The following is a 25434-nucleotide window of genomic DNA, read 5'->3' as shown; positions in this document are numbered from 1 at the left end:
TTAAACTTTATGAATACAGAACTTCAATCTAAACTCGAGCAAAGTGCGGTTAATTTTCAAGGTAAAACTCGTAAACAAAAGGTACGCAAAGATCCTAATGCGCCTTTTATTCGTGAAAAACTTGAGTTGCCAGATGGACATAACAAACTTCTTTTACATTCATGCTGTGCGCCTTGCTCGGGTGAAGTGATGGAGGCAATCCTTGCATCTGGCATTGAATTTACGATTTATTTTTACAATCCGAATATTCATCCACTCAAAGAATATTTAATTCGTAAAGAAGAAAATATTCGTTTTGCCCAAAAATTTGGCATTCCATTTATTGATGCAGATTACGATCGTCAAAATTGGTTTGATCGTGCCAAAGGAATGGAATGGGAGCCAGAGAGGGGGATCCGTTGTACTATGTGTTTTGATATGCGCTTTGAAAAAGCCGCTGAATATGCTCATGAACACGGTTTCCCTGTGTTTACTAGTTGTCTTGGTATTTCTCGCTGGAAGGATATGAATCAAATCAATGGCTGTGGGCATCGAGCTGCAGAAAAATATGATGATGTTATTTATTGGGATTATAACTGGCGTAAAGAAGGTGGCTCGCAACGCATGATTGAGATTAGTAAGCGGGAGCGGTTTTATCAACAGGAATATTGCGGTTGTGTGTATTCTTTACGTGATAGTAATAAATGGCGAGAAGAGACTGGTCGTCAAAAAATTGAAATCGGAAAATTGTATTATAGTGCTGATTAATATGATGAATGCAAAAAAGGCTTGGAATTCCAAGCCTTTTTCTTTGCGAAATTATTCGCCCAAACGCTCTTTAATACGAGCTGATTTACCTGAACGTTCACGTAAGTAGTAAAGTTTAGCTTTACGTACCGCACCTTTACGTTTAACTGCGATAGAATCTACAGCTGGAGAGTGAGTTTGGAATACACGCTCAACGCCTACGCCGTTAGATACTTTACGTAAAGTAAATGCTGAGTGCAAGCCACGGTTACGAATTGCAATAACCACGCCTTCGAATGCTTGCAAACGACGTTTGCTACCTTCAACTACCCATACTTTAACTTCTAAAGTATCACCTGGGCGGAAGCTAGGTACGTTTTGTTTTAATTGTTCTTGTTCAAGTTGTTTGATAATGTTAGACATTGTTTGATCCTTTATTGATCCTAGATGTAACTGAAACTAACTGTTATGCTCGGCTTGCGCCTCTTTTAACAGTTTACGTTGTTCGTCAGTCAGAGCTAGGCCTTCTAAGAGCTCAGGGCGTCGGAGCCACGTTCTTTGTAGCGATTGTTTTAATCGCCATTTCCGAATTTCTTCGTGATGTCCCGACATCAGCACGGGTGGTACAGTTAATCCTTCTAACACTTCCGGTCTGGTGTAATGCGGGCAATCTAATAAACCATCTGCAAAAGAATCTTCTTCTGCGGAGGCTTGTTTGCCTAATACACCGGGAATAAAACGCGCAACAGCATCAATTAATGTCATTGCCGGCAACTCCCCGCCGGTTAGAACGTAATCGCCGATTGACCATTCTTCATCGATTTCAGTTTGAATCAATCGCTCATCAATACCTTCGTAACGTCCACATACCAAAATCAATTTCTGATTTTGAGCAAGTTCGGTTACGCCGTTTTGATCGAGTTTACGTCCTTGTGGCGAAAGGTAAATCACCTTTGCGCCTTCTCCTGCCGCTGCTTTCGCAGCATGAATTGCATCCCGTAAAGGTTGCACCATCATCAGCATTCCCGGACCACCACCATAAGGACGGTCATCCACGGTTTTATGCTTGTCGAATGTAAAATCTCTTGGATTCCAACATTCTACTTGCAGAAGATTATGTTTTACGGCTCTACCTGTAACCCCAAATTCCGTAATCGCTTTAAACATTTCGGGGAATAATGAAATCACCCCTATCCACATAAAAAGCCTACTACATTACGTTTGTGCATACTTGAGATTAGAAACCAGCGTCCCAATCCACTTCAATTGTTTTCGTGGTGAGATCGACTCTTTTAACTACTTGTTCATACAAAAACGGAATTAACCGCTCTTGTTTTCCAAAAGCATCTTTCGTATTGGCTTTCACCACTAACACATCATTAGAACCGGTTTCCATCATCTCTGTTACCGTTCCCATTGTATAACTTTCTAAGTTTACGACTGAACAACCGATTAAATCGTGCCAGTAATAATCGCCTTCTTCGAGTTCTGGGAATACAGATAAATCCACACCAATTTCAACATTTGCTAAAGTTTGAGCGGCTTCACGATCATCAACGCCTTTTAATTTAACGATGATTTCGTGATTATGATGACGCCAGTTTTCTAATTCTGTTGGCTGCCATTCACCTTTAATTTTTAAAAACCAAGGTTGATACTCAAAAATGCTTTCAGCTTGTTCTGTTGATGAATAAATACGTAACCACCCACGAATACCGTAGGTTGAGCCTAATTTGCCCACAACTTCAATACGTTGTTGTTCCATATTTCTCACCTATCTTAGTTTAAGAACTAAATCAAAAAGCAAAATTATGCTGCTTTTTGAGCTTCTTTTACCAAGCTCGCAACGCGATCGGAAAGTGATGCACCTTGACCAACCCAGTGGTTAACACGGTCTAGGTTGATACGAACACGTTCTGCGTTACCTTGTGCGATTGGGTTGAAGAAACCTACACGCTCAATGAAACGACCGTCACGTGGTGAACGGCTGTCAGCTACTACGATTTGATAAAATGGGCGTTTTTTAGCTCCGCCACGAGATAAACGAATGGTTACCATAACCTTCCTCTAAATGTTTAATTACTAAAAGAATATTCTCAAACTCGAAAGTGATTTAAGAATATAGCTTACTTTTTTCTCTGTATATATAGACAAAAAGCCTGCGAATTTTATACTTTTTGAGCAAAATTGCAAGTTTTGGATGCGCATTCTAATAAGTACGTTATATTCTCTTGAAAAGGTAAATATTATCATTCACATGCAATTTTGTTTTACGTATAATCTAAGAAACTCTCAAATAGTTTTAGGTCAAGTTTACGCGTTAAGCGGTATTTTATATTGATAAAATATCAGTTAAATGAGGTTTATTATGAAAATCGGTTTTCATTCTGTGTTACTTGGATTAGCGTCATGTATTGGCATTCAACAATCTGTGATAGCGAGTCCTCCTCCGTCTTCTCACCAATCAATATCAACTGAGTCCGCGGAGGCTTTAAAGCAACAATTTTCAATCGCTTTAGCTAAACAAGAAAAGCAACAAGTTTCGATTTTACAGAAAAAACTCACCGCACTTTTTTCTTTACCTCCTCAATTTCTAGATAACCAGATCCAAATAAGCGAAAAAATCCTTACTCGTATTTTTAAAACAGATAAAAATCTCACCCCTAAATTTCTTGATTACTTATACTTTGAGCCGATAAATACTGGCGATGCTAATTTAATTCAGGAAATGAAGAAAAACTTATTGGTGTCTTTTTTAGCAAATGAGCAGGCAAAAATTTATATTCGTCAAACAGATAATTCGGAGCAATTTGTTCAGGCTTTAATAGAACGAGGGGCAAAACCAGATCAAATCATATTATTGTCTTTGGATGCTAAAGGCATATTTCAAAAAATTATTGAACAGATACATCAAGATTTTCCTAATCAAACAACTTTTTCTATTACCGAGAATCGAGTGAGTTTGATAACCCCTTCTTCAGAAATTAAGCCCCGCCTCGCTTTAGCAAATATGATGTTCAATCGCCAATTTAAAGGTGTGGAAGTTGATGATTTCTCGTATTTAGATCAACCTCGAGAAAATTTACAGCACAATAATGATGCAATTCGTTACAAAACCTTTCAAGCAATGCTAGAAGGTTTAAATTAATCCCTTACCAATAGGAGTTTTTATGCTTTTATCCAAAAAATCAGCCACCTTTGCACTCAGTGCATTCGCGATGCTTTTCACTAGTGCAGCTCTTGCCAACGAGGCACCACAAGCTCACAAAGCAGTGGAATTAAGTATTTTGCATATCAATGATCACCATTCTTATTTAGAACCGCACGAAACACGGATTAATTTAAATGGTCAGCAAACCAAAGTGGATATTGGTGGTTTTTCTGCTGTCAATGCAAAACTTAACGAATTGCGTAAAAAATACAAAAATCCATTAGTACTGCATGCTGGTGATGCGATTACCGGTACGCTGTATTTCACCCTTTTTGGTGGCTCCGCTGATGCGGCTGTCATGAATGCTGGTAATTTCCATTATTTTACTTTGGGTAATCATGAATTTGATGCAGGTAATGAAGGTTTATTAAAACTACTCGAGCCATTAAAAATTCCAGTACTTTCAGCCAATGTTATTCCTGATAAAAATTCAATTTTATATAACAAATGGAAACCTTACGATATTTTTACTGTGGATGGAGAAAAAATTGCTATTATCGGTTTAGATACCGTGAATAAAACGGTTAATTCCTCTTCACCAGGTAAGGATGTGAAGTTCTATGATGAAATTGCTACTGCACAAATTATGGCAAATGCGCTAAAACAACAAGGTATTAATAAAATCATCTTACTTTCACACGCCGGTAGTGAAAAAAATATCGAAATCGCGCAAAAAGTGAATGATATTGATGTGATTGTTACTGGGGATTCACATTATTTATACGGAAATGATGAATTACGTGGTTTAAAATTGCCAGTAATCTATGAATATCCTCTTGAATTTAAAAATCCGAATGGCGAACCGGTATTTGTAATGGAAGGTTGGGCTTATTCTGCTGTGGTGGGGGATTTAGGTGTTAAATTCAGTCCTGAAGGTATTGCGTCTATTACTCGTAAAATTCCTCATGTGTTAATGAGTTCTCATAAACTTCAAGTGAAAAATGCGGAAGGTAAATGGGCTGAATTAGCTGGCGATGAACGTAAAAAATCACTTGATACTTTAAAATCAATGAAAAGTATTTCACTTGATGATCACGATGCAAAAACCGATAAGCTTATTGCTAAATATAAAAGTGAAAAAGATCGCTTAGCACAAGAAATTGTGGGTGTTATCACTGGTTCTGCAATGCCGGGTGGTTCAGCAAACCGTATCCCAAATAAAGCAGGATCTAATCCAGAAGGTTCTATTGCAACGCGTTTTATTGCAGAAACAATGTATAACGAACTTAAAACAGTGGATTTAACTATTCAAAATGCTGGCGGTGTACGCGCAGATATTTTACCAGGCAATGTAACCTTTAATGATGCTTATACTTTCTTACCTTTCGGGAATACGTTATATACCTATAAAATGGAAGGTTCGTTAGTGAAACAAGTACTTGAAGATGCAATGCAATTTGCTTTAGTGGATGGCTCTACAGGCGCATTCCCTTATGGCGCTGGCATTCGTTACGAAGCGAATGAAACACCAAATGCAGAAGGTAAACGTTTAGTCAGCGTGGAAGTCTTGAATAAACAAACCCAGCAATGGGAACCGATTGATGATAATAAACGTTATCTCGTTGGTACCAATGCTTATGTAGCTAGCGGTAAAGATGGTTATAAAACTTTTGGTAAATTATTTAACGATCCTAAATATGAAGGCGTTGATACATACTTGCCTGATGCGGAAAGTTTCATTAAATTTATGAAAAAACATCCTCACTTTGAGGCTTACACTTCATCAAATGTGAAATTTAATGCTTCAACTGATGCGTTACCTAAAAAATAAAATTGAAAACTAGACTAAAAATAGCGCGTACTTAACGCGCTATTTTTGTTATGAGTTTGCTGCTTTAAGATGTTATAGATGATTGAGAATCTTGATTATTCCACACTTGAATAGTTTCTCGTGGAAAATAAATTCCCTAGAAAGGTTGAAAAATAGGGTGGTTTATTGCGATAATCTAGACCATTTTTGGGGAGATCTTTCAAGTAGTCAAATTTGTTTTAGACAGTGTATTTTTGTTAGAAAGATCAAATTTTTATTTCACCTTTAATTTAATTAGAAAAGAACAATGGCGGAAAAACGTAATATTTTTTTAGTGGGACCAATGGGTGCAGGTAAAAGCACTATCGGTCGTCAATTAGCACAACAGCTTAATATGGATTTTATTGATTCCGATGCAGTGATTGAAGAGCGTACTGGCGCGGACATTAGCTGGATTTTTGATTTGGAAGGTGAAGAAGGCTTCCGTAAGCGTGAAGAACGCATTATTAATGAGCTTACTCAAATGCAAGGCATAGTGCTTTCAACTGGTGGGGGCGCGGTACTTTCCAAAGAGAGCCGTAATTATTTATCTGCGCGTGGCATTGTGATTTATTTGGAAACAACGGTGGAAAAACAATTCCAACGTACTCAACGTGATAAAAAACGTCCATTGCTCCAAGATGCAGAGAATCCTCGTCAAGTATTGGAAGATTTAGCAAAAATTCGTAATCCGCTTTATGAAGAAATTGCGGACATCACTTTGCCAACCGATGAGCAAAATGCCAAAGTAATGGTAAATCAAATTGTTGATTTAATTGATAATATGAATGGATTGAATGGTGCACTTTAAACACACCTAAGGATAAATTATGCTGTGCGTCAATGTGGAATTGCAAGAGCGTCGCTATCCTATTTTAATTGGTAGCGGATTGTTACAAGATGAACGTAGTTACCCGATTAAGCGTGGGGATCGCGTGATGATTGTAACGAATCCCATGGTCGCACAGTTTTATCTTGATACAGTCATCTATGCGTTGGAAAAACGTGGTTGCGTGGTCGATCATGTTTTATTGCCAGATGGCGAAAAATACAAAACGCTTGAATCTTTAAACTTAATTTTCACCGCACTTTTGCAAGGTAATCATGGACGAGATACTACGATTATTGCATTGGGCGGCGGTGTAATTGGCGATGTTGCGGGATTTGCTGCGGCAAGTTATCAGCGCGGTGTGCGTTTAATTCAAATTCCAACCACATTGCTTTCACAAGTGGATTCTTCAGTGGGCGGTAAAACGGCGGTTAATCATGAATTAGGCAAAAATATGATAGGCGCGTTCTATCAGCCATCAATGGTTATTATTGATACGCTCACGCTTAATACGCTTCCTAAACGTGAAGTAAACGCGGGTCTTGCCGAAGTTATCAAATATGGTGCCATTTTAGATTACGAATTTTTTGAATGGCTAGAACAACATATTGATGAACTTGTCGCTTTGCATCCTGAGGCGCTTCAACATTGTATTTCTCGTTGTTGTCAAATTAAAGCGGATGTGGTCGCGAGAGATGAAACAGAAAAGGGTGACCGTGCATTGCTCAATCTTGGGCACACTTTTGGTCATGCCATTGAAACTCACTTAGGTTATGGAAACTGGCTTCATGGCGAAGCTGTTTCAACGGGAATGATGATGGCAGCGGCGCTTTCGGAAGAACTTGGAGATATTTCTATTGCAGATGTGTCTCGCCTTGAAAAATTACTTGCTCGTGCCAATTTGCCCACCGTATCACCGGATACGATGCAGCCGGAGGACTATTTACCGCATATGATGCGTGATAAAAAAGTTCTAGCGGGTAAATTGCGTCTGGTGCTACTCAAATCTCTAGGCCAAGCTTATGTGGCGAATGATACTGATCATACCCTCGTGTTAAACGCAATTCGTCGTTGTACTTAAACGGATTAAGATGTTACGTCCGAAAAAACAATCTTTAAAACCTAAGTTAAAACACCGTCCATTTTTAAAGTGGGCGGGGGGAAAATTTCGTTTAACGGACGACATAAATAAGGCCTTTCCAAACAAAAAAAACTGCTTAATTGAGCCATTTGTGGGCGCTGGAGCAGTATTTCTTAATTCTAATTTCGAACGCTATATTTTGGCAGATATCAACCCTGATTTAATCAATCTATTCAATATTGTTAAAGAAAATGTAGAGGGTTATATTGAAGCTTGTAAGCCGATTTTCTTCGCTGATGATGCCAATACGTCCGATTATTACTATGCTAAACGTCGTCAATTTAATGCTTCTACGGATCCTTTCGAACGTTCGATTATTTTTTTGTATTTGAACCGTTTTGGTTTTAATGGATTATGCCGTTATAACAGCAAAAATGAATTTAATGTACCTTTTGGTGCTTACAAAACTCATTATTTTCCAGAGGATGAATTACGTTATTTCGCTCATAAAGCGCAAAGTGCGGTGTTTTTATGCTGTGATTTTCAAAAAACTTTTGAATTTGCCGATAAAGATTCGGTGATCTATTGTGATCCGCCTTATGCTCCGCTACAACAGGATACTAATTTTACTGGTTATGCGGGCAATGAGTTTGGTCTGATGCAGCAACGTGCTTTGGCAGATTTAGTGAAATCTATACAAAAAGAAAAACAAATTCCGATATTGATCTCGAATCACGATACTAAATTTACGCGTGAAATTTATAACGGTGCAAAATTTAAACGGGTAAAAGTCCAACGTTCTATTAGTCAGAATTCAGAAAAACGCGTAAAAGTGAAAGAATTGATTGCGATATTTGGAGCCCGTAAATAATAAAAATAAACCGCACTTTTGCTAGTTATCGATTAGATTACTGTTTTTCTTTAAATCATCCAGCGTATTAAAATTCTCGAAGTTACCTTCTTCTTGCGTGAATTTTACTGAAATCCCGCCATTTTCTTTCATAAATTGTAAAAGGCGTCGTTCACCCGATGCTAAATAGTGTCGCAATTTTTCTTTTAGCTGAACGGACATTAAACAAAAAACGGGATGTTCACGTTCTTCATCGCAAGCATACGCAATTAAGGTGCGGTCATTTTTAACCGCACTTTTGAGTTTATCTAAAAGATTAGTTGGGAAAAAAGGCGTATCGCAAGGCGCAAAAAGGATAAAGTCACTTTTTGTCTTTTCTAGGGCTGTTAGCATGCCACTTAATGGCCCTTGAAAATCGGGCAGTTCATCTGAAAAAACGGGAAAGCCAAATTTTGCATATTCTGTTTGACTTCGGTTAGCGTTAATTGAAATCTGATGAATTTGTGGTTGCAAGCGATAAATAACATGTTGAATTAAAGATTGTTTGCCCAAAATCTGTAATCCTTTATCTTGCCCGCCCATTCTGCGTGCTTTGCCACCAGCCAAAATTACCGCGCTTATTGTAATTGTCATATTTTAATCTATCGTTATTTCAAGTATCATTTGCTTATTTTTTACGATTAAAAAGGAAATAGCAATGAAATGTAAGCGTTTAAATGAAGTTTTGGAACTTTTACACCCTTATTGGTCTAAAGACCCGGATTTGAGCTTAATGGAAATTTTGCAAAAAATTGCCAATGAATCAGGTTTCCAAAAGCCATTAAATGAATTAACTGATGAAGTGATTATTTATCAGTTAAAAATGGATGGTACAGATAAACATGAGCCAATTCCTGGTCTCAAAAAAGATTACGAAGAAGATTTTAAAACCGCATTGCTCCGTGCTCGCGGTATCATTAAATAAGAAGGAAAGCAAATGAAAAAAGTATTACTTGCGTTAGGTTTAGGTATCAGCACGCTTATGTCTGTAAACAGTTTTGCAGAAGATTTACAAGAAGGCAAACAATATGTTCAAGTGAGCCAACAGGCTTCACAACAAAAAGAAGTGATTGAGTTTTTCTCATTCTACTGCCCGCATTGTTACGCCTTTGAAATGGAATACAAAATTCCACAACAAGTCGCAGATGCTTTACCAAAAGACGTGAAATTTAAACAATATCATGTAAATTTCTTAGGTCGCCAGTCTGAAAACTTAACGCGAGCTTGGGCGTTAGCAATGGCATTGGGGGCAGAAAGTAAGGTAAAGGCACCATTATTTGAAGCGGCTCAAAAGGATGCCTTAAAATCGATGGATGATATTCGAGCTATTTTCTTATCGAATGGTGTAACTGTCGAGCAATTTGATGGTGGCATTAATAGTTTTGCCGTGAATGGTTTGGTGAATAAACAAGTGAATGCCGCAGAACAATTTAAAGTACGTGGCGTACCTGATTTTTATGTAAATGGAAAATTCCGTGTAAACCCTGAAGGGTTAAATTACGATGATTTCGTGAAAGATTATGTGCAAACCGTAAAAGGTTTATTGCAAAAATAACGAAAAATTGGTTTAATGCCTGCCCTATTTTGTAAATATTAATGAAAGAAGAGAGAATATTATGGCTGCAAGTTTTAGCGTAACGCGTCGTTTCTTTGACGACAAAAACTACCCACGTGGTTTTTCCCGTCACGGTGATTACACAATCAAAGAATCACAGGTGCTTGAGCAATATGGCCAAGCGTTCAAAGCACTAGACCTAGGGGAACGTGAGCCAGCGACTAAAGAAGAAAAAGATTTTGTCGCTTTTTGCCGTGGTGAGCGCGCAGCAGAGACTTTCTTTGAAAAAACTTGGCATAAATATCGTACTCGTATTAACACTAAAAAACGTGTTTACACCTTATCTGGTGATGTGAGTGAGGCTGCCTCTGGCGGTGAAGATTATTCCGGCGAATAAGATACGTTAAATAAGGCAGGCGGAAGTCTGCCTTTTGTTTTTGAATATCTTGTGAAATCACGAGTAATTCACGGCTGATAACTTTATTCTCCTATCTTTGTATGAACGATTCGTCTTCATACGCCCTATGAATACTAATTTCTATGCAATTACCGATTTCTCAATACAACGAACTGCTACAAAAAAAACTTGAAAAATTAACTGCACTTTTGCGCCCTTTCAATGCGCCTGATATTCAAGTTTTTGACTCTCCAACAAGTCATTATCGCATGCGTGCGGAGTTTCGTATTTGGCATGAGCAAGATGATTTTTACCATATTATGTTTGATCAAGCGACGTTGCAGCGTTATCGCGTGGATGAATTTCCAATCGCTAGCACGCTGATTAATCGCATGATGCAAACCTTATTACCTTTGTTAAAACAACAAGAAGTGCTACACAAAAAATTATTCCAAATTGATTACCTTAGCACCTTGAGTAATAAGATTATTGTGAGCTTGCTTTATCATAAAACACTCACTGAGAAATGGGAAAGTGCGGCTAAAAATTTGAAAGATTTACTCGAAAAGCAAGGTTTTGATGTGCAAATAATCGGGCGTGCAAGTAAACAAAAAATCTGTTTTGAGCAAGATTATGTGGATGAAGTTTTACCTGTGAATGGCAGAAATTATGTCTATCGCCAAGTCGAGAATAGTTTTACCCAGCCAAACGCAACGGTAAACTGCAAAATGCTTGAATGGGCAATTGATTGTACCCAAAATAGTGAAGGTGATTTATTAGAACTTTACTGCGGAAACGGTAATTTTTCTATTGCACTTGCACAGAATTTCCGCAAGGTATTGGCAACAGAAATCGCCAAACCTTCCGTAGCCGCCGCACAATTTAATATTGCTGAAAATAAAGTCGATAATTTACAAATTATCCGTATGTCGGCAGAAGAATTTACGCAGGCAATGAATGGGGTTCGAGCCTTTAATCGCTTGAAAGGGATTGATTTAAAATCTTATGAATGTAATACCATTTTTGTTGATCCTCCTCGCGCTGGGCTTGATCCTGATACAGTGAAACTCGTACAAAATTATGATCGTATTTTGTATATTTCCTGTAATCCACATACGCTGTGCGATAATCTTGTTGAACTTTCAAAAACGCACCGCATTGAAAAAGCAGCGTTATTTGACCAATTCCCTTACACTGACCACATGGAAAGCGGCGTATGGCTCATTCGCAAGTAGGTATTCAACTGATTTCTGAATCGACAGAAAAAACATTAGCAGAATTAACCGCACTTTGTGCTGAACACAACATTATTCATAATGAACAAAGCACACTTGCACTTGTTCAAACCGATGAACGTTTAGAGCTTCGTAAATTAGACGAACCTAAACTCGGGGCGGTTTATGTTGATTTTGTAGGAGGCACAATGGCTCACCGCCGTAAATTCGGTGGTGGTCGCGGTGAAGCCATAGCAAAAGCGGTAGGAATTAAAGGTTCGGAATTGCCAACGGTTATTGATGCAACAGCAGGTCTAGGGCGTGATGCCTTTGTGCTAGCCTCGATTGGCTGCCAAGTTCGTTTAGTGGAACGCCATCCTGTTGTTTTTTTACTTCTACAAGATGGTTTAAATCGTGCTTATCAAGATGAGGAAATCGGTGAGATGTTGCAACAAAATTTTCGCTTGCTGAATGTTCACCATATTAATGAACTTGATCCTAATGCTGATTATGCCGATGTGGTTTATCTCGATCCAATGTATCCGCATAAACAAAAATCTGCGTTAGTAAAAAAAGAAATGCGCGTATTCCAGCATTTAGTTGGATCAGATTTAGATGCCGATGAATTACTTTTACCTGCACTACAACTCGCTAAAAAACGTGTGGTCGTGAAGCGTCCTGACTATGCGGAATTTCTTTGTGGAAAACAACCGCACTTTAGCCGTGAAACGAAAAATCATCGCTTTGATATTTATATGGGAGCATCACAATGCTAAGAGAAAGTGCCGTTGTTATTAGCTATGAAAATGGTATTGCCAAAGTGAAATGCCAATCCCAAAGTGCCTGTGGCCAATGCGCAGCTAAAAACAGTTGTGGAACATCAAGCCTTTCCGAATTAAACGGCAAACGTGGCGAGCATATTTTTAATGTGGGCACATTAATGCCATTACGCGAAGGTCAAATTGTTGAAATTGGATTAGAAGAAAAGTCAATGTTGTTGTCGGCATTATTGATGTATGTTGTACCGCTTTTGACCTTATTGATTGCGACGATGTTGTCTGATTACATCAGCCACAATGAAATCTTGCGTGCAATTTTAATCTTTGGATTAATCGCACTTTCTTTCATTTTTGTAAAATCTTCTAGCAGAAAATTAGGGCAACAAACAGAATTTCAACCAGTTTTATTGCGCGTATTGTCTTAAGTTTTTTATTCGCTTTTTATTATTTCTGCGATCTAGATCGCAAACTATAAAGCTAGTTGAGAAATTCCCTTTCTATTTCAGCAAAATTTCTCTTTTATTCATCGGAGAAACTATGCTGAATTTATTTAAATTACCCATTGAGAAAAGTTCTTTAGAGGCTTGGTCAGAACTTAGTGATGATGTGGCAAAAGTTGCTATTCTAGCAATGCCTGTTATACTTTATGGCGAGCAACCGCTTTTCCTAAAAGGATTAAATATTAGTTTTTTGCTCATTATTACTTATGTTTGTCTCGTAATGGGGCGTAAATTTCGTCAATTAGTGGAGGGAAAATAATATGTGGCTTACTATAGGGCTTGGCATTGTTGCTCTTCTTGCTATCGGTGGACTTATTTTTGCCAATTATGTAGCAAAACATTCTTAATTTATTAACCCCGATCTTTCGGGGTTTTCCGTATCTAAAGTGCGGTGATTTTTAAGGTTATTTTTATGAACAATCAGATTCCTTTACTTGGAATTACCGGTTATAGTGGTAGTGGTAAAACAACATTGTTAGAAAAACTTATCCCAGAACTTATCGCTCGTCACATTCGCGTTTCAGTGATTAAACATAGTCATCACAATATGCAAGTTGATAAGGAAGGAAAAGATAGTTGGCGTATGAAAGAGGCTGGTTCTTCTCAAGTCATTTTAGCGAATGATGAACGCTGGGCTATCATGACGGAAACACCAAAACCTGTTTCATTGGATTATTTAGCACAACAATTTGACCGCACTTTAACGGATTTAGTGTTGGTGGAAGGCTTTAAACAAGAGCCAATTCCAAAGATTTTGCTTCATCGTCAGGAAATGACAAAACCTTTACCCGAAATTGACGAATATGTGCTCGCAGTTGCAACGAATTATCCCCTTGAAATTGACCGCACTTTGTTGGATATTAACCGCATTCCGCAAATTGCCGATTTTATTGAAAATTGGTTGCACCATTTTCACGGAGCACGATGACTGAATCCAATGCCTATCGCGGTTTAGCTTGGGTAGCAGCAATGGCGCTTTTTATGCAAAGCCTAGATGCTACCATTCTTAATACTGCCTTACCAGCGATATCCTCCGATTTACATAAGCCCGCCTTTGAAATGCAAATGGCGATTATTGCTTATTCTTTAGCCGTTGCATTATTTATTCCTCTTACCGCTTGGGCTGCGGCAAAATTTGGGACATTGACCGTTTTTCGCACTGCAGTTTTTACGTTTATTTTAGGATCTATCGCTTGTGCTGCTGCCCCTAATTTAGAAAATTTAATTTTAGCTCGAGTGATTCAGGGAATAGGCGGAGCATTTATGATGCCTGTTGCGCGTTTAGCTATTATTCAAGCTGTCCCGAAACAACAATTAGTGAATGCTTGGAATTTAATGGCAACTGCAGGTTTGATCGGACCAATTCTAGGGCCTATTTTAGGTGGATGGTTAGTCATTCACGCCAGCTGGCACTGGATTTTTTTAATTAATATTCCAATTGGTGCACTAGGGATTTTGGCATCGGGCAGCGTGATGAGTAACATTAAAGGCGAAGCAGAGAAACTAGATTGGACAGGTTTTTTACTGTTTGCATTAGGGTTAGTCGGCATCACACTTGGTTTGGATTTACTCGGTGAAAGCCAGCATAGTGTAATTACAACCTATAGCGTATTAGTTGTTGGTGTTCTGTTACTCGTGGCTTATTGTAGCTATGCCAAAAACAATGGAGATGCCATTTTACCTTTATCCCTTTTCCGCACTCGTACATTCAGATTAGGCATTATTGCCAATATTTTTATCCGATTATCTGCATCTGGCGTTCCCTTTTTATTGCCTTTGATGTTCCAATTATCTTTCGGTTACAGTGCTGAAATGTCAGGCTGGCTATTAGCACCGATTGCGTTAATTTCGGTGATTTTGAAAATATTAATTGGACGAATTTTAAATCGTTGGGGCTATAAAACAACGCTAATTTCATCCGCACTTTTGATGGCTGGCTCTGTGATTTCAATGGCTTGGTTAGATCAACAAAGTTCTCTGACTTGGATTATTTGTAATCTTATGTGGTACGGTGCTTGCATGTCGATAATTTTCACTTCAATTAATACGTTGACTGTAGGCGATCTTTCAAAACAACAGGCAGGCACAGGTTCTACAGTATTAAGTATTGTGCAGCAAGTTGGGATTGGATTTGGTATTGCTATTTCATCGATAATTCTAAATCTCTATAGACATTTCTTTAGCACAAGTGATGGTTTACAACAGGCTTTTAGCTATACTTTCTTAACCTCATCACTTTTTGCAATCGCCTTAGTTTGGTCGCTTATGAAATTACATAAACATGATGGCGATCATTTACGGAAGAATCCTTAGATTAATTTGTTATAATCCATAGGATTTTTTTATTTAAAAAAAACGACATTTGCTTATATCTTATTAAACATTTATTTTAGATAGGATTTATCTAGCATCTTGGTTATATGACAATGCTCGAATAAATCCCTGCCAACAAAGTGAGGAACTATCATGAAGCTAAAAGCAACACTAACTCTTGCAGCTGCAACACTTGTATTAGCAGCTTGCGATCAATCAGGTTCAGCAAATAAACCGACCGCACAAGCTGAAACCAAATCTGCATCTAACAATACTTTCGTTTACTGTACAGCAAAAGCACCTTTAGGGTTTAGCCCTGCACTTGTGATGGAGGGAACATCTTATAATGCCAGTTCACAACAAGTGTATAACCGCTTAGTTGAATTTAAAAAAGGCTCAACGGATATTGAACCTGCTTTAGCTGAAAGCTGGGAAATCAGCGATGATGGTTTAACTTATACATTCCATTTAAGAAAAGGTGTTAAATTCCATACAACAAAAGAATTTACCCCAACACGTGATTTTAATGCGGATGATGTCGTGTTTTCATTCCAACGTCAGTTAGATCCAAATCATCCATATCACAATGTATCTAAAGGGACTTATCCATATTTCAAAGCAATGAAATTCCCTGAGTTGTTAAAATCTGTGGAGAAAGTGGATGACAACACAATTCGTATTACCTTGAACAGGAAAGATGCGACTTTCTTAGCAAGTTTAGGCATGGATTTTATTTCTATTTATTCCGCAGAATATGCGGATGCAATGCTGAAAGCAGGTAAGCCAGAAACAATTGATAATCGCCCAGTGGGAACGGGGCCATTTGTTTTTGTTGATTACAAAACGGATCAAGCCGCTCAATATGTCGCAAATGAAAATTATTGGAAGGGTAGAACGCCATTGGATCGTTTAGTTATCAATATTGTGCCAGATGCGACAACACGTTATGCAAAATTACAGGCTGGCTCTTGTGATTTAATTTTATTCCCGAATGTAGCGGATTTAGCCAAAATGAAAACAGATCCAAAAGTACAACTTTTGGAACAAAAAGGTTTGAACGTAGCGTATATCGCATTCAATACCGAAAAAGCACCGTTTGATAATGTCAAAGTTCGTCAGGCGTTGAATTATGCAGTGGATAAAAAAGCGATTATTGACGCGGTTTACCAAGGCGCAGGTACACCAGCTAAAAATCCACTTCCTCCAACAATTTGGAGTTACAACGATGAAGTTCAAGATTATCCGTACGATCCAGAAAAAGCAAAACAACTTTTAGCAGAAGCGGGTTACCCAAATGGTTTTGAAACTGATTTTTGGATTCAACCTGTTGTACGTGCATCTAACCCAAATCCAAAACGTATGGCTGAACTTATTATGGCGGACTGGGCGAAAGTAGGTGTAAAAACCAACCCTGTTACCTATGAATGGGCGGATTATCAAAAACGTGCAAAAGCGGGTGAGTTAACTGCTGGTATCTTTGGTTGGTCTGGTGATAATGGTGATCCTGATAACTTCTTATCTCCATTATTGGCAAGTTCTAATGCGGGTAATTCCAATATGGCTCGTTTTAAAAATCCAGAGTTTGATGCATTACTAGATAAAGCAATCGGATTAACAAATAAGGAAGAACGCACCGCACTTTATAAACAAGCGCAAGTTATCATTCATAATCAAGCACCTTGGATTCCAGTGGCGCATTCCGTAGGTTTTGCACCACTTAGTCCACGCGTAAAAGGCTATGTACAAAGCCCGTTTGGCTATGATGCGTTCTATGGTGTGAGTGTTGATGGTAAATAATTAATACCATTTCAGTTTTTTAGGCCCTTATTTCGTAAGGGCCTTTTTATTTATATGATTCTAATTTAACTAATTTAAAAGATTAACCTGCTCTAAAAATTCTTCTTCTGTTAATACTGTAATACTTAGTTCCTGCGCTTTGGTGAGTTTAGAGCCAGCTGAGTCACCCGCGATGACAAAGTCCGTTTTGCTGGAAACAGAGCCACTTACTTTTGCACCTAGCTGCTGTAGTAATGCTTTTGCTTCATTGCGACCCATTTGAGTGAGAGTGCCAGTGAGGACGACGGTTTTATCTTTGAATAAGTTCTCACTTACTTCTTTCACTTCCACGGTTTCCCAATGTACGCCTTGTGCGATTAAATCATCAACGACGGCAACATTATGCGCTTCACGCCAGAATACAAAAATTCTGTTTGCCACGACTTCACCTACATCAGGTACTTGTTGAAGTTGCTCAAGATCAGCGGCTTTAAGCGCATCTAAGGTTTTGAAGTGATTAGCAAGATTCAATGCTGTGGCTTCACCCACTTCACGAATGCCTAAAGCAAAGATAAAGCGAGCAAGCGTCGTGCTTTTGGCTTTCTCAAGACTATTGAGCGCATTTTCTGCAGATTTTGTGCCCATTCTTTCTAAGCGTGTGAGCGTAGTTAAATCCAGTTTAAATAAGTCCGCTGGTGTATGAACCAGTTCGCGATCGACTAATTGTTCTATTAATTTTCCACCCACACCATCAATATCCATGGCTTTACGAGAGACAAAATGTTTTAACGCCTCTTTGCGTTGTGCTGCACAGAATAATCCTCCTGTACAGCGAGCCGCTGCCTCGCCTTCAATACGAATAATTTGAGAGTCGCACACAGGGCAGTTTGTCGGGAAAATGATTGGTTTAGCATTATCAGGGCGATGTTCATGTAATACGCCGATAATTTGTGGAATCACATCGCCTGCTCGACGAATGACAACAGTATCGCCAATGGCAATATTTAAACGTTCAATTTCATCACCATTGTGTAGGGTGGCATTGCTTACTGTAACACCTGCAACAAATACTGGCTCTAATTTAGCGACTGGTGTAATTGCACCCGTTCGACCTACTTGGAATTCAACATCATTCAGCACAGTTAATTCTTCTTGGGCGGGGAATTTATAAGCAATCGCCCAACGAGGTGCTTTAGAAATAAATCCTAGCTCATTTTGTAAGGCTATATCATTGATTTTTAATACCGTTCCATCAATGTCATAACCCAGCGAGCTTCGTTTATTTTGAATATCTCGGTAAAAATCTAAAACTTCATTTGTACCATTACATAAACGAATTTCTGGATTCACTGGAATACCGATAGATTTTAGCCATTGCAAACGAGCATAATGAGTGTTTGGCAGTTCAACGCCTTCAGCAATTCCAATACCATAAGCATTTAATACCAATGGGCGTTTACTTGTAATATTTGGATCAAGCTGGCGCAAAGAACCTGCCGCAGCATTACGAGGGTTAGCAAAAGTTTTTTCACCATGTTCTAGCGCATATTCATTTAAACGCTCAAATCCGGCGTGTGGCATAAAAACTTCGCCTCGCACTTCTAAACGTGCTGGAGGATTGTCCGTTAGAAGTTGTAATGGAATATTACGAATAGTACGGATATTGGCTGTAATATCTTCGCCTGTGGTGCCATCACCACGAGTGGCTGCTTGGGTGAGCACGCCATTTACATATAAAATACTCACGGCTAAACCATCAAGTTTAGGTTCACAACAGAAGGTAAGTGGTTTAGGTAATACGATTAAACGATCTTCAATGCGTTTTACAAAGGCATTGAATTCTTCATCGGAAAAAGCATTATCTAAAGAGAGCATGGGAATTTCATGACGAATTTGGCTAAACCCAGAAAGTGGTTTTGCACCCACACGTTGAGTTGGGGAATCTGAAGTAAGAAATTCAGGATGTTCTAGTTCTAACGCTTTTAGCTGATGAAATAGACGATCATATTCACTATCAGGCACGGTTGGATTATCTAGAACGTGATATTCGTATTCATATTGGCGCAAGGTTTTGCGTAGATTGTCTATTTGAGTTTGAATATTTGTCATAAAATTCTCGGGGAAAAATGACCGCACTTTTTGCTTGTTTAGAGTGAAAATAGACAGGCATAAAGCCTGTCTCAATAAAGATAAAAGTGCGGTAAATTTAAGGTATGAATTTACACGCGAGCAAGATATGTTTGCTCTGCATCTTCATCAAAGATTTCTTGTTCTTCAGTAAGCACTATGCCTTGTAAATCTTCGGCTAATGTATGAGCAGCGCGGATCATCATTCGTAAATTAGCGAGATTATTACCTGGTGATGGCAGTTGCATAAAGAATACAATTCCCATCGTGCTAAAATCCACTAAGTTGTAAGCATCGAATGTTCCTGGTTGCTCTAAATTTGCCACGCTAAAGAGAACGGGGCTTGCCACACTTAAATCTAAGTGACGGTGATACATCTCATCCTCACCCAAGATAAACCCTAAGTTTTCAAGTGCTTGTACTAATTTTGCACCGTTAAATTGGTCGCTAGATTTTGGAATAAGATAAAGTTGAATATAGCCAGTTTTTTGTTTAGGTTTAGTTGTAGTTTCTGCTTTTGGTTCATTAAAAGATACGTTGTAGTCCACTTGACGTTCTTCGTGAGCTAATTCCGCAAGTTGCGCTCTTAATTCTGGTGATGATGAATTAATTCCATCGAAACTAGCATTTTGGCTTTGTTCTTCAATTTGTTCCAATGTCATATTCGCAACGCTATTTGATGTCGGCATATCATATTGTGGTTGAGTCGGCTTTAACGGCTCAGAACGACGATTTCCCATATCATAAACAGGTTGAACATTTGGAATCGAAATCTTAATGTCATCGACGCTTTTTTCACTTTGTCTATAATCAACAGGTTCTTGATTTACTGCTACATTAGGCATGACTTGATGACGAATTGGTGCGTTTGCTTGCGCTGTAGTGGCGTGAGACAAATTAGCATTTGTTGGTATCGTTTCTTCTTGCGTATGGGATCTTTGCACATGAGAAGTGCGGTCAAATTTATTGGCTTTATTAAAATATTTTGATTTCTCACGACGATTTGACCATAATCCGTGCACGATTAAGGCAACAAGTGCCAAAATGCCTACAATAATCAAAATTGTATTTAAATCCATCTTTATTCCTTACGCGTGATAGTCCAGCGAGAATGCTATTAATGGCGCTAATCCTACCATATTTCAGTAGGTGAAAAAATACTTCGATGCGTGGAATTTTAAGGGAAAAGAGCGGTCTGTTTCAGGCGTATTTTTATTGAAAGGAAAGAAAAATGTTGAACCCCAATGAATTAAAATCTGGTTTCCATTATTTTGTAATGGGCTGGCATTACATCACACAAAAAGGTTTGCGTCGGTTTGTTATTATTCCAATTTTGCTCAATACTATTTTGCTCTGTGGTTTGTTTTGGCTTTTTATTAGCCAAATCACGAGTGCTATTGATTGGGTGATGAATTTTATTCCAGACTGGCTTAGTTTTCTCAGTGTAATTTTGTTAACCCTGTCAATTTTAACGATTTTATTGCTCTTTTATTTTACCTTCACTACGCTTTCTGGTTTTATTGCCGCCCCTTTTAATGGGTTGTTGGCGGAAAAAGTAGAAAAAATGCTGACAGGTGAAAATATTAATGATGATAGTCTCGTGGATGTAATGAGAGATGTGCCTCGTATACTTGCTCGAGAGTGGCAAAAATTACGTTATAGCCTACCAAAAATTATCGCCTTGTTTTTACTGAGTTTTATTCCTTTGGTTGGGCAAACCATCGTGCCTGTACTTACTTTCTTGTTCACTTGTTGGATGATGGCAATTCAATATTGTGATTATCCTTTTGATAATCATAAAGTTTCTTTTGATATCATGAAAAATGCGCTTGGTAATCAACGAACTCAAAGTCTAACTTTTGGTGGATTAGTAACTTGTTGTACATTTGTGCCTGTGATTAATTTATTAATTATGCCTGTTGCAGTATGTGGTGCGACGGTGATGTGGGTGGAAAATTATCGTAATGACTTACGCTTTAATATGAATAGACCTTCCTCCGCTCAAACAGGGCTTGAAGTTCGTTCAGAAAATACAGGGATTGTTAAATAGCTTGCGGTTATAAAATAGATCAAATAACTATTTTTTTAATCAAAAGTGCGGTGCTATAAATAAACCAACACTAACGAAGTCCAACAAAAGGGAAATATTATGACAATTTATGCAGACAATTCTTATTCTATCGGAAATACGCCACTTGTGCGTTTAAAACACTTTGGTCATAACGGCAATGTTGTCGTGAAAATTGAAGGTCGTAACCCAAGCTACAGCGTAAAATGCCGCATTGGGGCGAATATGGTGTGGCAAGCAGAAAAAGATGGCGCACTCACAAAAGGGAAAGAAATTGTAGATGCAACGAGCGGTAACACTGGTATTGCTTTGGCCTATGTTGCAGCCGCTAGAGGTTATAAAATCACGCTCACCATGCCGGAAACAATGAGCCTAGAAAGAAAACGCTTATTGCGCGGATTGGGTGTGAATTTAGTGCTTACCGAAGGCGCAAAAGGAATGAAAGGCGCGATTGCGAAAGCGGAAGAAATTGTTGCTTCTGATCCAAACCGCTACGTCATGCTTAAACAATTTGAAAATCCAGCTAACCCACAAATTCATCGAGAAACAACAGGCCCTGAAATTTGGAAAGATACGGATGGCAAAGTCGATGTTGTTGTTGCTGGTGTAGGAACAGGCGGCACCATTACGGGTATTTCTCGCGCGATTAAATTAGATTTTGGTAAACAAATCACTTCTGTTGCGGTTGAACCAGTGGAATCACCGGTTATTACTCAAACTTTAGCGGGCGAAGAAGCAAAACCAGGCCCACACAAAATTCAAGGCATCGGTGCTGGTTTTATTCCAAAAAATTTAGATTTATCTATTATTGATCGTGTCGAAACTGTTGATAGTGATACCGCACTTGCCACAGCTCGTCGCTTAATGGCGGAAGAAGGCATTCTTGCAGGTATTTCATCTGGTGCAGCTGTCGCGGCTGCAGATCGCCTAGCTAAATTACCAGAATTTACTGATAAACTCATTGTTGTTATTTTGCCTTCTGCTTCAGAGCGCTATTTAAGCACAGCACTATTTGAAGGGATTGAGGGATAAATAAAAAAATAAAGTGCGGTGAGTTTTCACCGCATTTTTGTATTTGGCATATCTGAAAACAAAAAAGCCTAGCGTTTGCTAGGCTTCTTCAATATTGATTATTTTGCGCAGTTGCAGTGTGCTGTTTTTTGTTCAAAACGTTCTGCAACGAAATTCCAGTTTACCACGTTCCAGAATTCTTTAATGTAGTCTGGACGGCGGTTTTGGAATTTTAAGTAGTAAGCGTGTTCCCAAACGTCTAAACCTAAAAGTGGGAAACCTTCACAACCAGCTACTTCTTTACCCATTAATGGGTTATCTTGGTTTGCTGTTGATACCACTGCCAATTTACCTTCAGCAGTTAATACTAACCACGCCCAACCTGAACCGAAACGAGTTGCTGCTGCTTTTTCAAATTCTGCTTTAAATGCATCTACAGAACCGAAATCACGTTCAATAGCATCTTTTAATGCTCCCTGTAAGGTTGTGCCTTTTTTCAAACCTTTCCAGAATAAGCTGTGGTTTGCATGACCGCCTGCGTTATTGCGTAATACGCCACGTTTTTCTGCAGGAATTTTGTCAAGGTTAGAAACTAATTGACCTGGGCACATTTCCACTAATTCAGCCGGTAAACCTTCTAATGCTGCGTTTGCATTGTTTACGTACGCTTGGTGGTGTTTGCTATGGTGGATTTCCATTGTTTGCGCATCGAAATGTGGTTCTAATGCATCATAGGCATAGCCTAATTCAGGTAGAGTGTAAGCCATAATTTATTCCTTCTATGTAAAGACAAATTTCGTTGAGGGTTTTGGTCTATAACCAAAATTGGGCAAATAATAGCAAAAATTTTGATTTAGATCATTAAATGTTTTTCCTTTTGCATTAATAGACGAATTTATTAAACCTTGTTTTAAATCAATAAACCTATCGATCTACACCTAAATGGTTATTTGTTTTGGGGGCTAAAATCTCGTCAAATATTTCTCTTGTGATAGAATACCGCCACTTTTTATTTTCCCTTTGCAATTATGTTTGAACCACACAAGTTATCTCTGCAAAATTTATCCTGCCAACGTGGTGAGCGCGTACTTTTTCGTGCTTTGACTTGCGATTTTAATAGCGGTGATTTTGTGCAAATTGAAGGGCATAACGGCATAGGTAAAACCAGTTTATTACGTATTCTTACGGGTTTAGCCCAACCTTTAGAAGGCGAAGTGCTGTGGAATGCTGAAGCAATTTCTAAACAACGCGAACAGTATCATCAGAATTTGCTTTATTTAGCTCATCTTTCAGGCGTAAAACCAGAATTAACCGCGTGGGAAAATTTGCAGTTTTATCAACGAATTAGTCAAGCGGAACAAAATACTGATATTTTGTGGGATTTGCTTGAGAAAGTGGGATTGTTAGGTCGTGAAGATTTGCCCGCCGCACAACTTTCTGCAGGGCAACAAAAACGTATTGCATTAGGTCGCTTATGGCTGTCTCAAGCGCCCTTATGGATTTTAGATGAGCCGTTTACTGCGATTGATAAAAAAGGCGTAGAAATTTTAACCGCACTTTTTGATGAGCATGCTCAACGAGGTGGTATTGTGTTGTTGACCAGCCACCAAGAAGTACCTAGTTCTCATCTGCAAAAATTAAATTTAGCGGCTTATAAAGCGGAATAACTTAATGATTTTTTTAGAGATAATTAAACGAGAACTTCAAATTGCGATGCGCAAAAATGCGGAAATTTTAAATCCGCTATGGTTCTTTTTGCTTGTGATTACCTTGTTTCCACTTGTTATTGGGCCGGATCCTAAATTACTTTCTCGTATCGCACCGGGTATCGCATGGGTAGCCGCATTACTTTCAGCATTGCTTTCTTTTGAACGTTTGTTTCGTGATGATTTTATTGATGGTTCTCTTGAACAATTAATGTTAACCGCACAGCCTTTGCCGATGACGGCTTTGGCTAAAGTCGTTGCACATTGGTTGCTCACTGGCTTGCCACTTATTTTGCTATCACCTATTGCTGCTTTGTTGCTTTCTCTTGAGGTCAATATTTGGTGGGCATTGGTTTTGACATTGTTACTGGGCACTCCTGTATTGAGTTGTATCGGTGCAATTGGCGTCGCTTTAACGGTGGGATTGCGAAAAGGTGGCGTGTTGTTGAGTTTGCTTGTTGTTCCGTTGTTTATTCCTGTTTTGATTTTTGCGTCATCAGTATTAGAGGCTGCAGGCTTAAATGTACCTTATGGGGGACAACTGGCGATTTTAGGTGCCATGATGGTTGGCGCTGTAACGCTTTCGCCTTTTGCCATCGCAGCGGCACTGCGAATTAGTTTAGATAATTAATTTCATTCTACCGCATAAAAGTGCGGTGGTTTTTCTCTTTAATTTTTAAGGATTTTTTTATGTGGAAGTGGCTACATCCTTATGCAAAACCCGAAACTCAATATCGTATCTGCGGTAAATTGAGTCCGCTATTCGCATTTTTAACGCTTATTTTACTCGGTGTCGGCATTGTATGGGGCTTAGCATTCGCCCCAGCAGATTACCAACAAGGTAATAGTTTCCGAATTATGTACGTGCATGTACCGACAGCGATTTGGTCAATGGGGGTGTACGGTTCAATGGCGATTGCAGCTGTGGTTGCCCTTGTGTGGCAAATTAAGCAAGCTCATCTCGCAATGATTGCAATGGCGCCAATTGGTGCATTGTTTACTTTCTTATCGCTTGTTACGGGTGCAATTTGGGGTAAACCAATGTGGGGCACTTGGTGGGTGTGGGATGCTCGCTTAACTGCAGAATTGATTTTATTCTTTCTTTATCTTGGGATTTTAGCGCTTTATTCTGCTTTTTCAGATCGTAACGTAGGGGCAAAAGCGGCTGGGATTTTATGCATTACAACGGTCGTGATTTTACCGATTATTCATTTTTCTGTGGAATGGTGGAACACGTTACATCAAGGTGCGAGTATCACTAAACTGGAAAAACCATCCATTGCAATTCCAATGTTGGTTCCATTAATTTTGTGTATCTTCGGTTTTTTAACCTTGTATATTTGGCTTACCTTAGTTCGTTATCGCGTGGAATTATTGAAAGAAGATGCGAAACGTCCTTGGGTTAAAGAACTTGTAAAGAATATCTAATTCCGTGGGTAGGTATACCCACGGTTAATATAAAA

General features: G+C 38.7%; 29 protein-coding genes. 21 read left to right on the top strand and 8 right to left on the bottom strand.

Annotated elements, in window-relative coordinates:
* Positions 1-9: 9 nt before the first annotated feature.
* Positions 10-747, top strand: coding sequence for an epoxyqueuosine reductase QueH (locus DV434_RS01275; protein WP_118785912.1), 738 nt, complete (start codon positions 10-12; stop codon positions 745-747).
* Between the two features lie 51 nt (positions 748-798).
* Here the strand turns inward: DV434_RS01275 and rplS are convergent, their stop codons facing one another.
* Genes rplS through rpsP form a run of 4 tightly spaced genes read right to left on the bottom strand, consistent with a single transcriptional unit; the run spans position 799 to position 2784 of the window.
* Positions 799-1149, bottom strand: a complete 351-nt coding sequence (gene rplS, locus DV434_RS01270) for a 50S ribosomal protein L19 (RefSeq protein WP_005626422.1) — start codon at positions 1147-1149, stop codon at positions 799-801.
* A 36-nt stretch (positions 1150-1185) separates the two neighbouring features.
* The gene (gene trmD, locus DV434_RS01265; protein WP_118785913.1) at positions 1186-1926 is read right to left on the bottom strand and encodes a tRNA (guanosine(37)-N1)-methyltransferase TrmD; all 741 of its coding nucleotides are present in this window, start codon (positions 1924-1926) and stop codon (positions 1186-1188) included.
* 37 nt (positions 1927-1963) lie between these two features.
* Positions 1964-2491, bottom strand: a complete 528-nt coding sequence (gene rimM / locus DV434_RS01260) for a ribosome maturation factor RimM (protein WP_118785914.1) — start codon at positions 2489-2491, stop codon at positions 1964-1966.
* A gap of 44 nt (positions 2492-2535) precedes the next feature.
* Positions 2536-2784: a 30S ribosomal protein S16 gene (gene rpsP, locus DV434_RS01255; RefSeq protein ID WP_053465607.1), complete on the bottom strand. Its 249-nt coding sequence runs from the start codon at positions 2782-2784 to the stop codon at positions 2536-2538.
* 310 nt (positions 2785-3094) lie between these two features.
* Here rpsP and DV434_RS01250 point away from each other — a divergent pair, with 310 nt between their 5' ends.
* The 5 genes from DV434_RS01250 to DV434_RS01230 all read left to right on the top strand — a co-directional run bounded on the left by DV434_RS01250 (position 3095) and on the right by DV434_RS01230 (position 8507).
* On the top strand, positions 3095-3874 hold the full coding sequence (locus tag DV434_RS01250) for a hypothetical protein (protein WP_118785915.1): 780 nt from the start codon (positions 3095-3097) through the stop codon (positions 3872-3874).
* A 22-nt stretch (positions 3875-3896) separates the two neighbouring features.
* On the top strand, positions 3897-5708 hold the full coding sequence (nadN, locus tag DV434_RS01245) for an NAD nucleotidase (RefSeq protein ID WP_118785916.1): 1812 nt from the start codon (positions 3897-3899) through the stop codon (positions 5706-5708).
* A 286-nt stretch (positions 5709-5994) separates the two neighbouring features.
* A complete protein-coding gene (gene aroK / locus DV434_RS01240; protein ID WP_005626436.1) occupies positions 5995-6537 on the top strand; it encodes a shikimate kinase AroK in 543 nt (180 codons plus the stop codon).
* Between the two features lie 19 nt (positions 6538-6556).
* Positions 6557-7636 (top strand): 3-dehydroquinate synthase, encoded by a 1080-nt coding sequence (aroB, locus tag DV434_RS01235; protein WP_118785917.1) that lies wholly within the window; start codon positions 6557-6559, stop codon positions 7634-7636.
* Positions 7637-7646: 10 nt separating this feature from the next.
* Positions 7647-8507, top strand: coding sequence for a Dam family site-specific DNA-(adenine-N6)-methyltransferase (locus tag DV434_RS01230; protein WP_118785918.1), 861 nt, complete (start codon positions 7647-7649; stop codon positions 8505-8507).
* 21 nt (positions 8508-8528) lie between these two features.
* Here the strand turns inward: DV434_RS01230 and mobA are convergent, their stop codons facing one another.
* Complete coding sequence (gene mobA / locus DV434_RS01225; protein ID WP_118785919.1) at positions 8529-9119, bottom strand: molybdenum cofactor guanylyltransferase MobA; 591 nt, start codon at positions 9117-9119, stop codon at positions 8529-8531.
* Between the two features lie 64 nt (positions 9120-9183).
* Between mobA and DV434_RS01220 the strand changes: the two genes are divergently transcribed.
* The 10 genes from DV434_RS01220 to DV434_RS01175 all read left to right on the top strand — a co-directional run bounded on the left by DV434_RS01220 (position 9184) and on the right by DV434_RS01175 (position 17080).
* Entirely contained in the window at positions 9184-9450 is a 267-nt protein-coding gene (locus DV434_RS01220) for a YihD family protein (protein ID WP_118775509.1), read from the top strand.
* Positions 9451-9462: 12 nt separating this feature from the next.
* Positions 9463-10080, top strand: a complete 618-nt coding sequence (dsbA, locus tag DV434_RS01215; RefSeq protein WP_118785920.1) for a thiol:disulfide interchange protein DsbA — start codon at positions 9463-9465, stop codon at positions 10078-10080.
* Between the two features lie 61 nt (positions 10081-10141).
* The gene (locus DV434_RS01210; RefSeq protein WP_118785921.1) at positions 10142-10477 is read left to right on the top strand and encodes a MaoP family protein; all 336 of its coding nucleotides are present in this window, start codon (positions 10142-10144) and stop codon (positions 10475-10477) included.
* A gap of 143 nt (positions 10478-10620) precedes the next feature.
* Positions 10621-11712, top strand: coding sequence for a tRNA (uridine(54)-C5)-methyltransferase TrmA (trmA, locus tag DV434_RS01205; RefSeq protein ID WP_118785922.1), 1092 nt, complete (start codon positions 10621-10623; stop codon positions 11710-11712).
* Positions 11694-12467: a class I SAM-dependent methyltransferase gene (locus tag DV434_RS01200; protein WP_118785923.1), complete on the top strand. Its 774-nt coding sequence runs from the start codon at positions 11694-11696 to the stop codon at positions 12465-12467. Before trmA ends, DV434_RS01200 begins: the two co-directional genes overlap by 19 nt.
* Entirely contained in the window at positions 12461-12895 is a 435-nt protein-coding gene (locus DV434_RS01195; RefSeq protein WP_118785924.1) for a SoxR reducing system RseC family protein, read from the top strand. The genes DV434_RS01200 and DV434_RS01195 overlap by 7 nt, the downstream gene beginning before the upstream one ends.
* Positions 12896-13007: 112 nt before the next feature.
* Entirely contained in the window at positions 13008-13229 is a 222-nt protein-coding gene (locus DV434_RS01190; RefSeq protein WP_118785925.1) for a hypothetical protein, read from the top strand.
* 153 nt (positions 13230-13382) lie between these two features.
* On the top strand, positions 13383-13898 hold the full coding sequence (mobB, locus tag DV434_RS01185; protein ID WP_032828329.1) for a molybdopterin-guanine dinucleotide biosynthesis protein MobB: 516 nt from the start codon (positions 13383-13385) through the stop codon (positions 13896-13898).
* A complete protein-coding gene (locus DV434_RS01180) occupies positions 13895-15283 on the top strand; it encodes an MDR family MFS transporter (protein ID WP_118785926.1) in 1389 nt (462 codons plus the stop codon). The genes mobB and DV434_RS01180 overlap by 4 nt, the downstream gene beginning before the upstream one ends.
* A gap of 153 nt (positions 15284-15436) precedes the next feature.
* Complete coding sequence (locus DV434_RS01175; RefSeq protein ID WP_118785927.1) at positions 15437-17080, top strand: ABC transporter substrate-binding protein; 1644 nt, start codon at positions 15437-15439, stop codon at positions 17078-17080.
* 69 nt (positions 17081-17149) lie between these two features.
* On the opposite strand, the gene ligA is transcribed toward DV434_RS01175, so the two are convergent.
* Positions 17150-19168 carry an NAD-dependent DNA ligase LigA gene (gene ligA, locus DV434_RS01170; RefSeq protein ID WP_118785928.1) on the bottom strand — a complete coding sequence of 673 codons (2019 nt, stop codon included), beginning with the start codon at positions 19166-19168 and terminating at the stop codon, positions 17150-17152.
* 110 nt (positions 19169-19278) lie between these two features.
* Positions 19279-20265, bottom strand: a complete 987-nt coding sequence (zipA, locus tag DV434_RS01165) for a cell division protein ZipA (RefSeq protein WP_118785929.1) — start codon at positions 20263-20265, stop codon at positions 19279-19281.
* Positions 20266-20417: 152 nt separating this feature from the next.
* Between zipA and cysZ the strand changes: the two genes are divergently transcribed.
* Together cysZ and cysK are read left to right on the top strand one after the other, a co-directional pair.
* The gene (gene cysZ, locus DV434_RS01160) at positions 20418-21236 is read left to right on the top strand and encodes a sulfate transporter CysZ (RefSeq protein WP_118785930.1); all 819 of its coding nucleotides are present in this window, start codon (positions 20418-20420) and stop codon (positions 21234-21236) included.
* Positions 21237-21335: 99 nt separating this feature from the next.
* Positions 21336-22286 (top strand): cysteine synthase A, encoded by a 951-nt coding sequence (gene cysK / locus DV434_RS01155; RefSeq protein ID WP_118785931.1) that lies wholly within the window; start codon positions 21336-21338, stop codon positions 22284-22286.
* Between the two features lie 98 nt (positions 22287-22384).
* On the opposite strand, the gene sodA is transcribed toward cysK, so the two are convergent.
* The gene (gene sodA / locus DV434_RS01150; RefSeq protein WP_118785932.1) at positions 22385-23032 is read right to left on the bottom strand and encodes a superoxide dismutase [Mn]; all 648 of its coding nucleotides are present in this window, start codon (positions 23030-23032) and stop codon (positions 22385-22387) included.
* Between the two features lie 261 nt (positions 23033-23293).
* Between sodA and ccmA the strand changes: the two genes are divergently transcribed.
* From ccmA to DV434_RS01135, 3 genes are read left to right on the top strand one after another with little or no spacing between them, the layout of a single operon-like run.
* Complete coding sequence (gene ccmA / locus DV434_RS01145; RefSeq protein WP_118785933.1) at positions 23294-23932, top strand: cytochrome c biogenesis heme-transporting ATPase CcmA; 639 nt, start codon at positions 23294-23296, stop codon at positions 23930-23932.
* Between the two features lie 4 nt (positions 23933-23936).
* Entirely contained in the window at positions 23937-24602 is a 666-nt protein-coding gene (ccmB, locus tag DV434_RS01140; protein WP_005637214.1) for a heme exporter protein CcmB, read from the top strand.
* Between the two features lie 59 nt (positions 24603-24661).
* Positions 24662-25399 (top strand): heme ABC transporter permease, encoded by a 738-nt coding sequence (locus tag DV434_RS01135; protein WP_118785934.1) that lies wholly within the window; start codon positions 24662-24664, stop codon positions 25397-25399.
* Positions 25400-25434: the final 35 nt, after the last annotated feature.

It is taken from the genome of Haemophilus haemolyticus (assembly GCF_003493685.1).
GTDB lineage: Bacteria > Pseudomonadota > Gammaproteobacteria > Enterobacterales > Pasteurellaceae > Haemophilus > Haemophilus haemolyticus_O.
The sequence above is the reverse complement of the archived record's forward strand: the minus strand, read 5'-3'. Positions and strand labels throughout refer to the sequence as shown.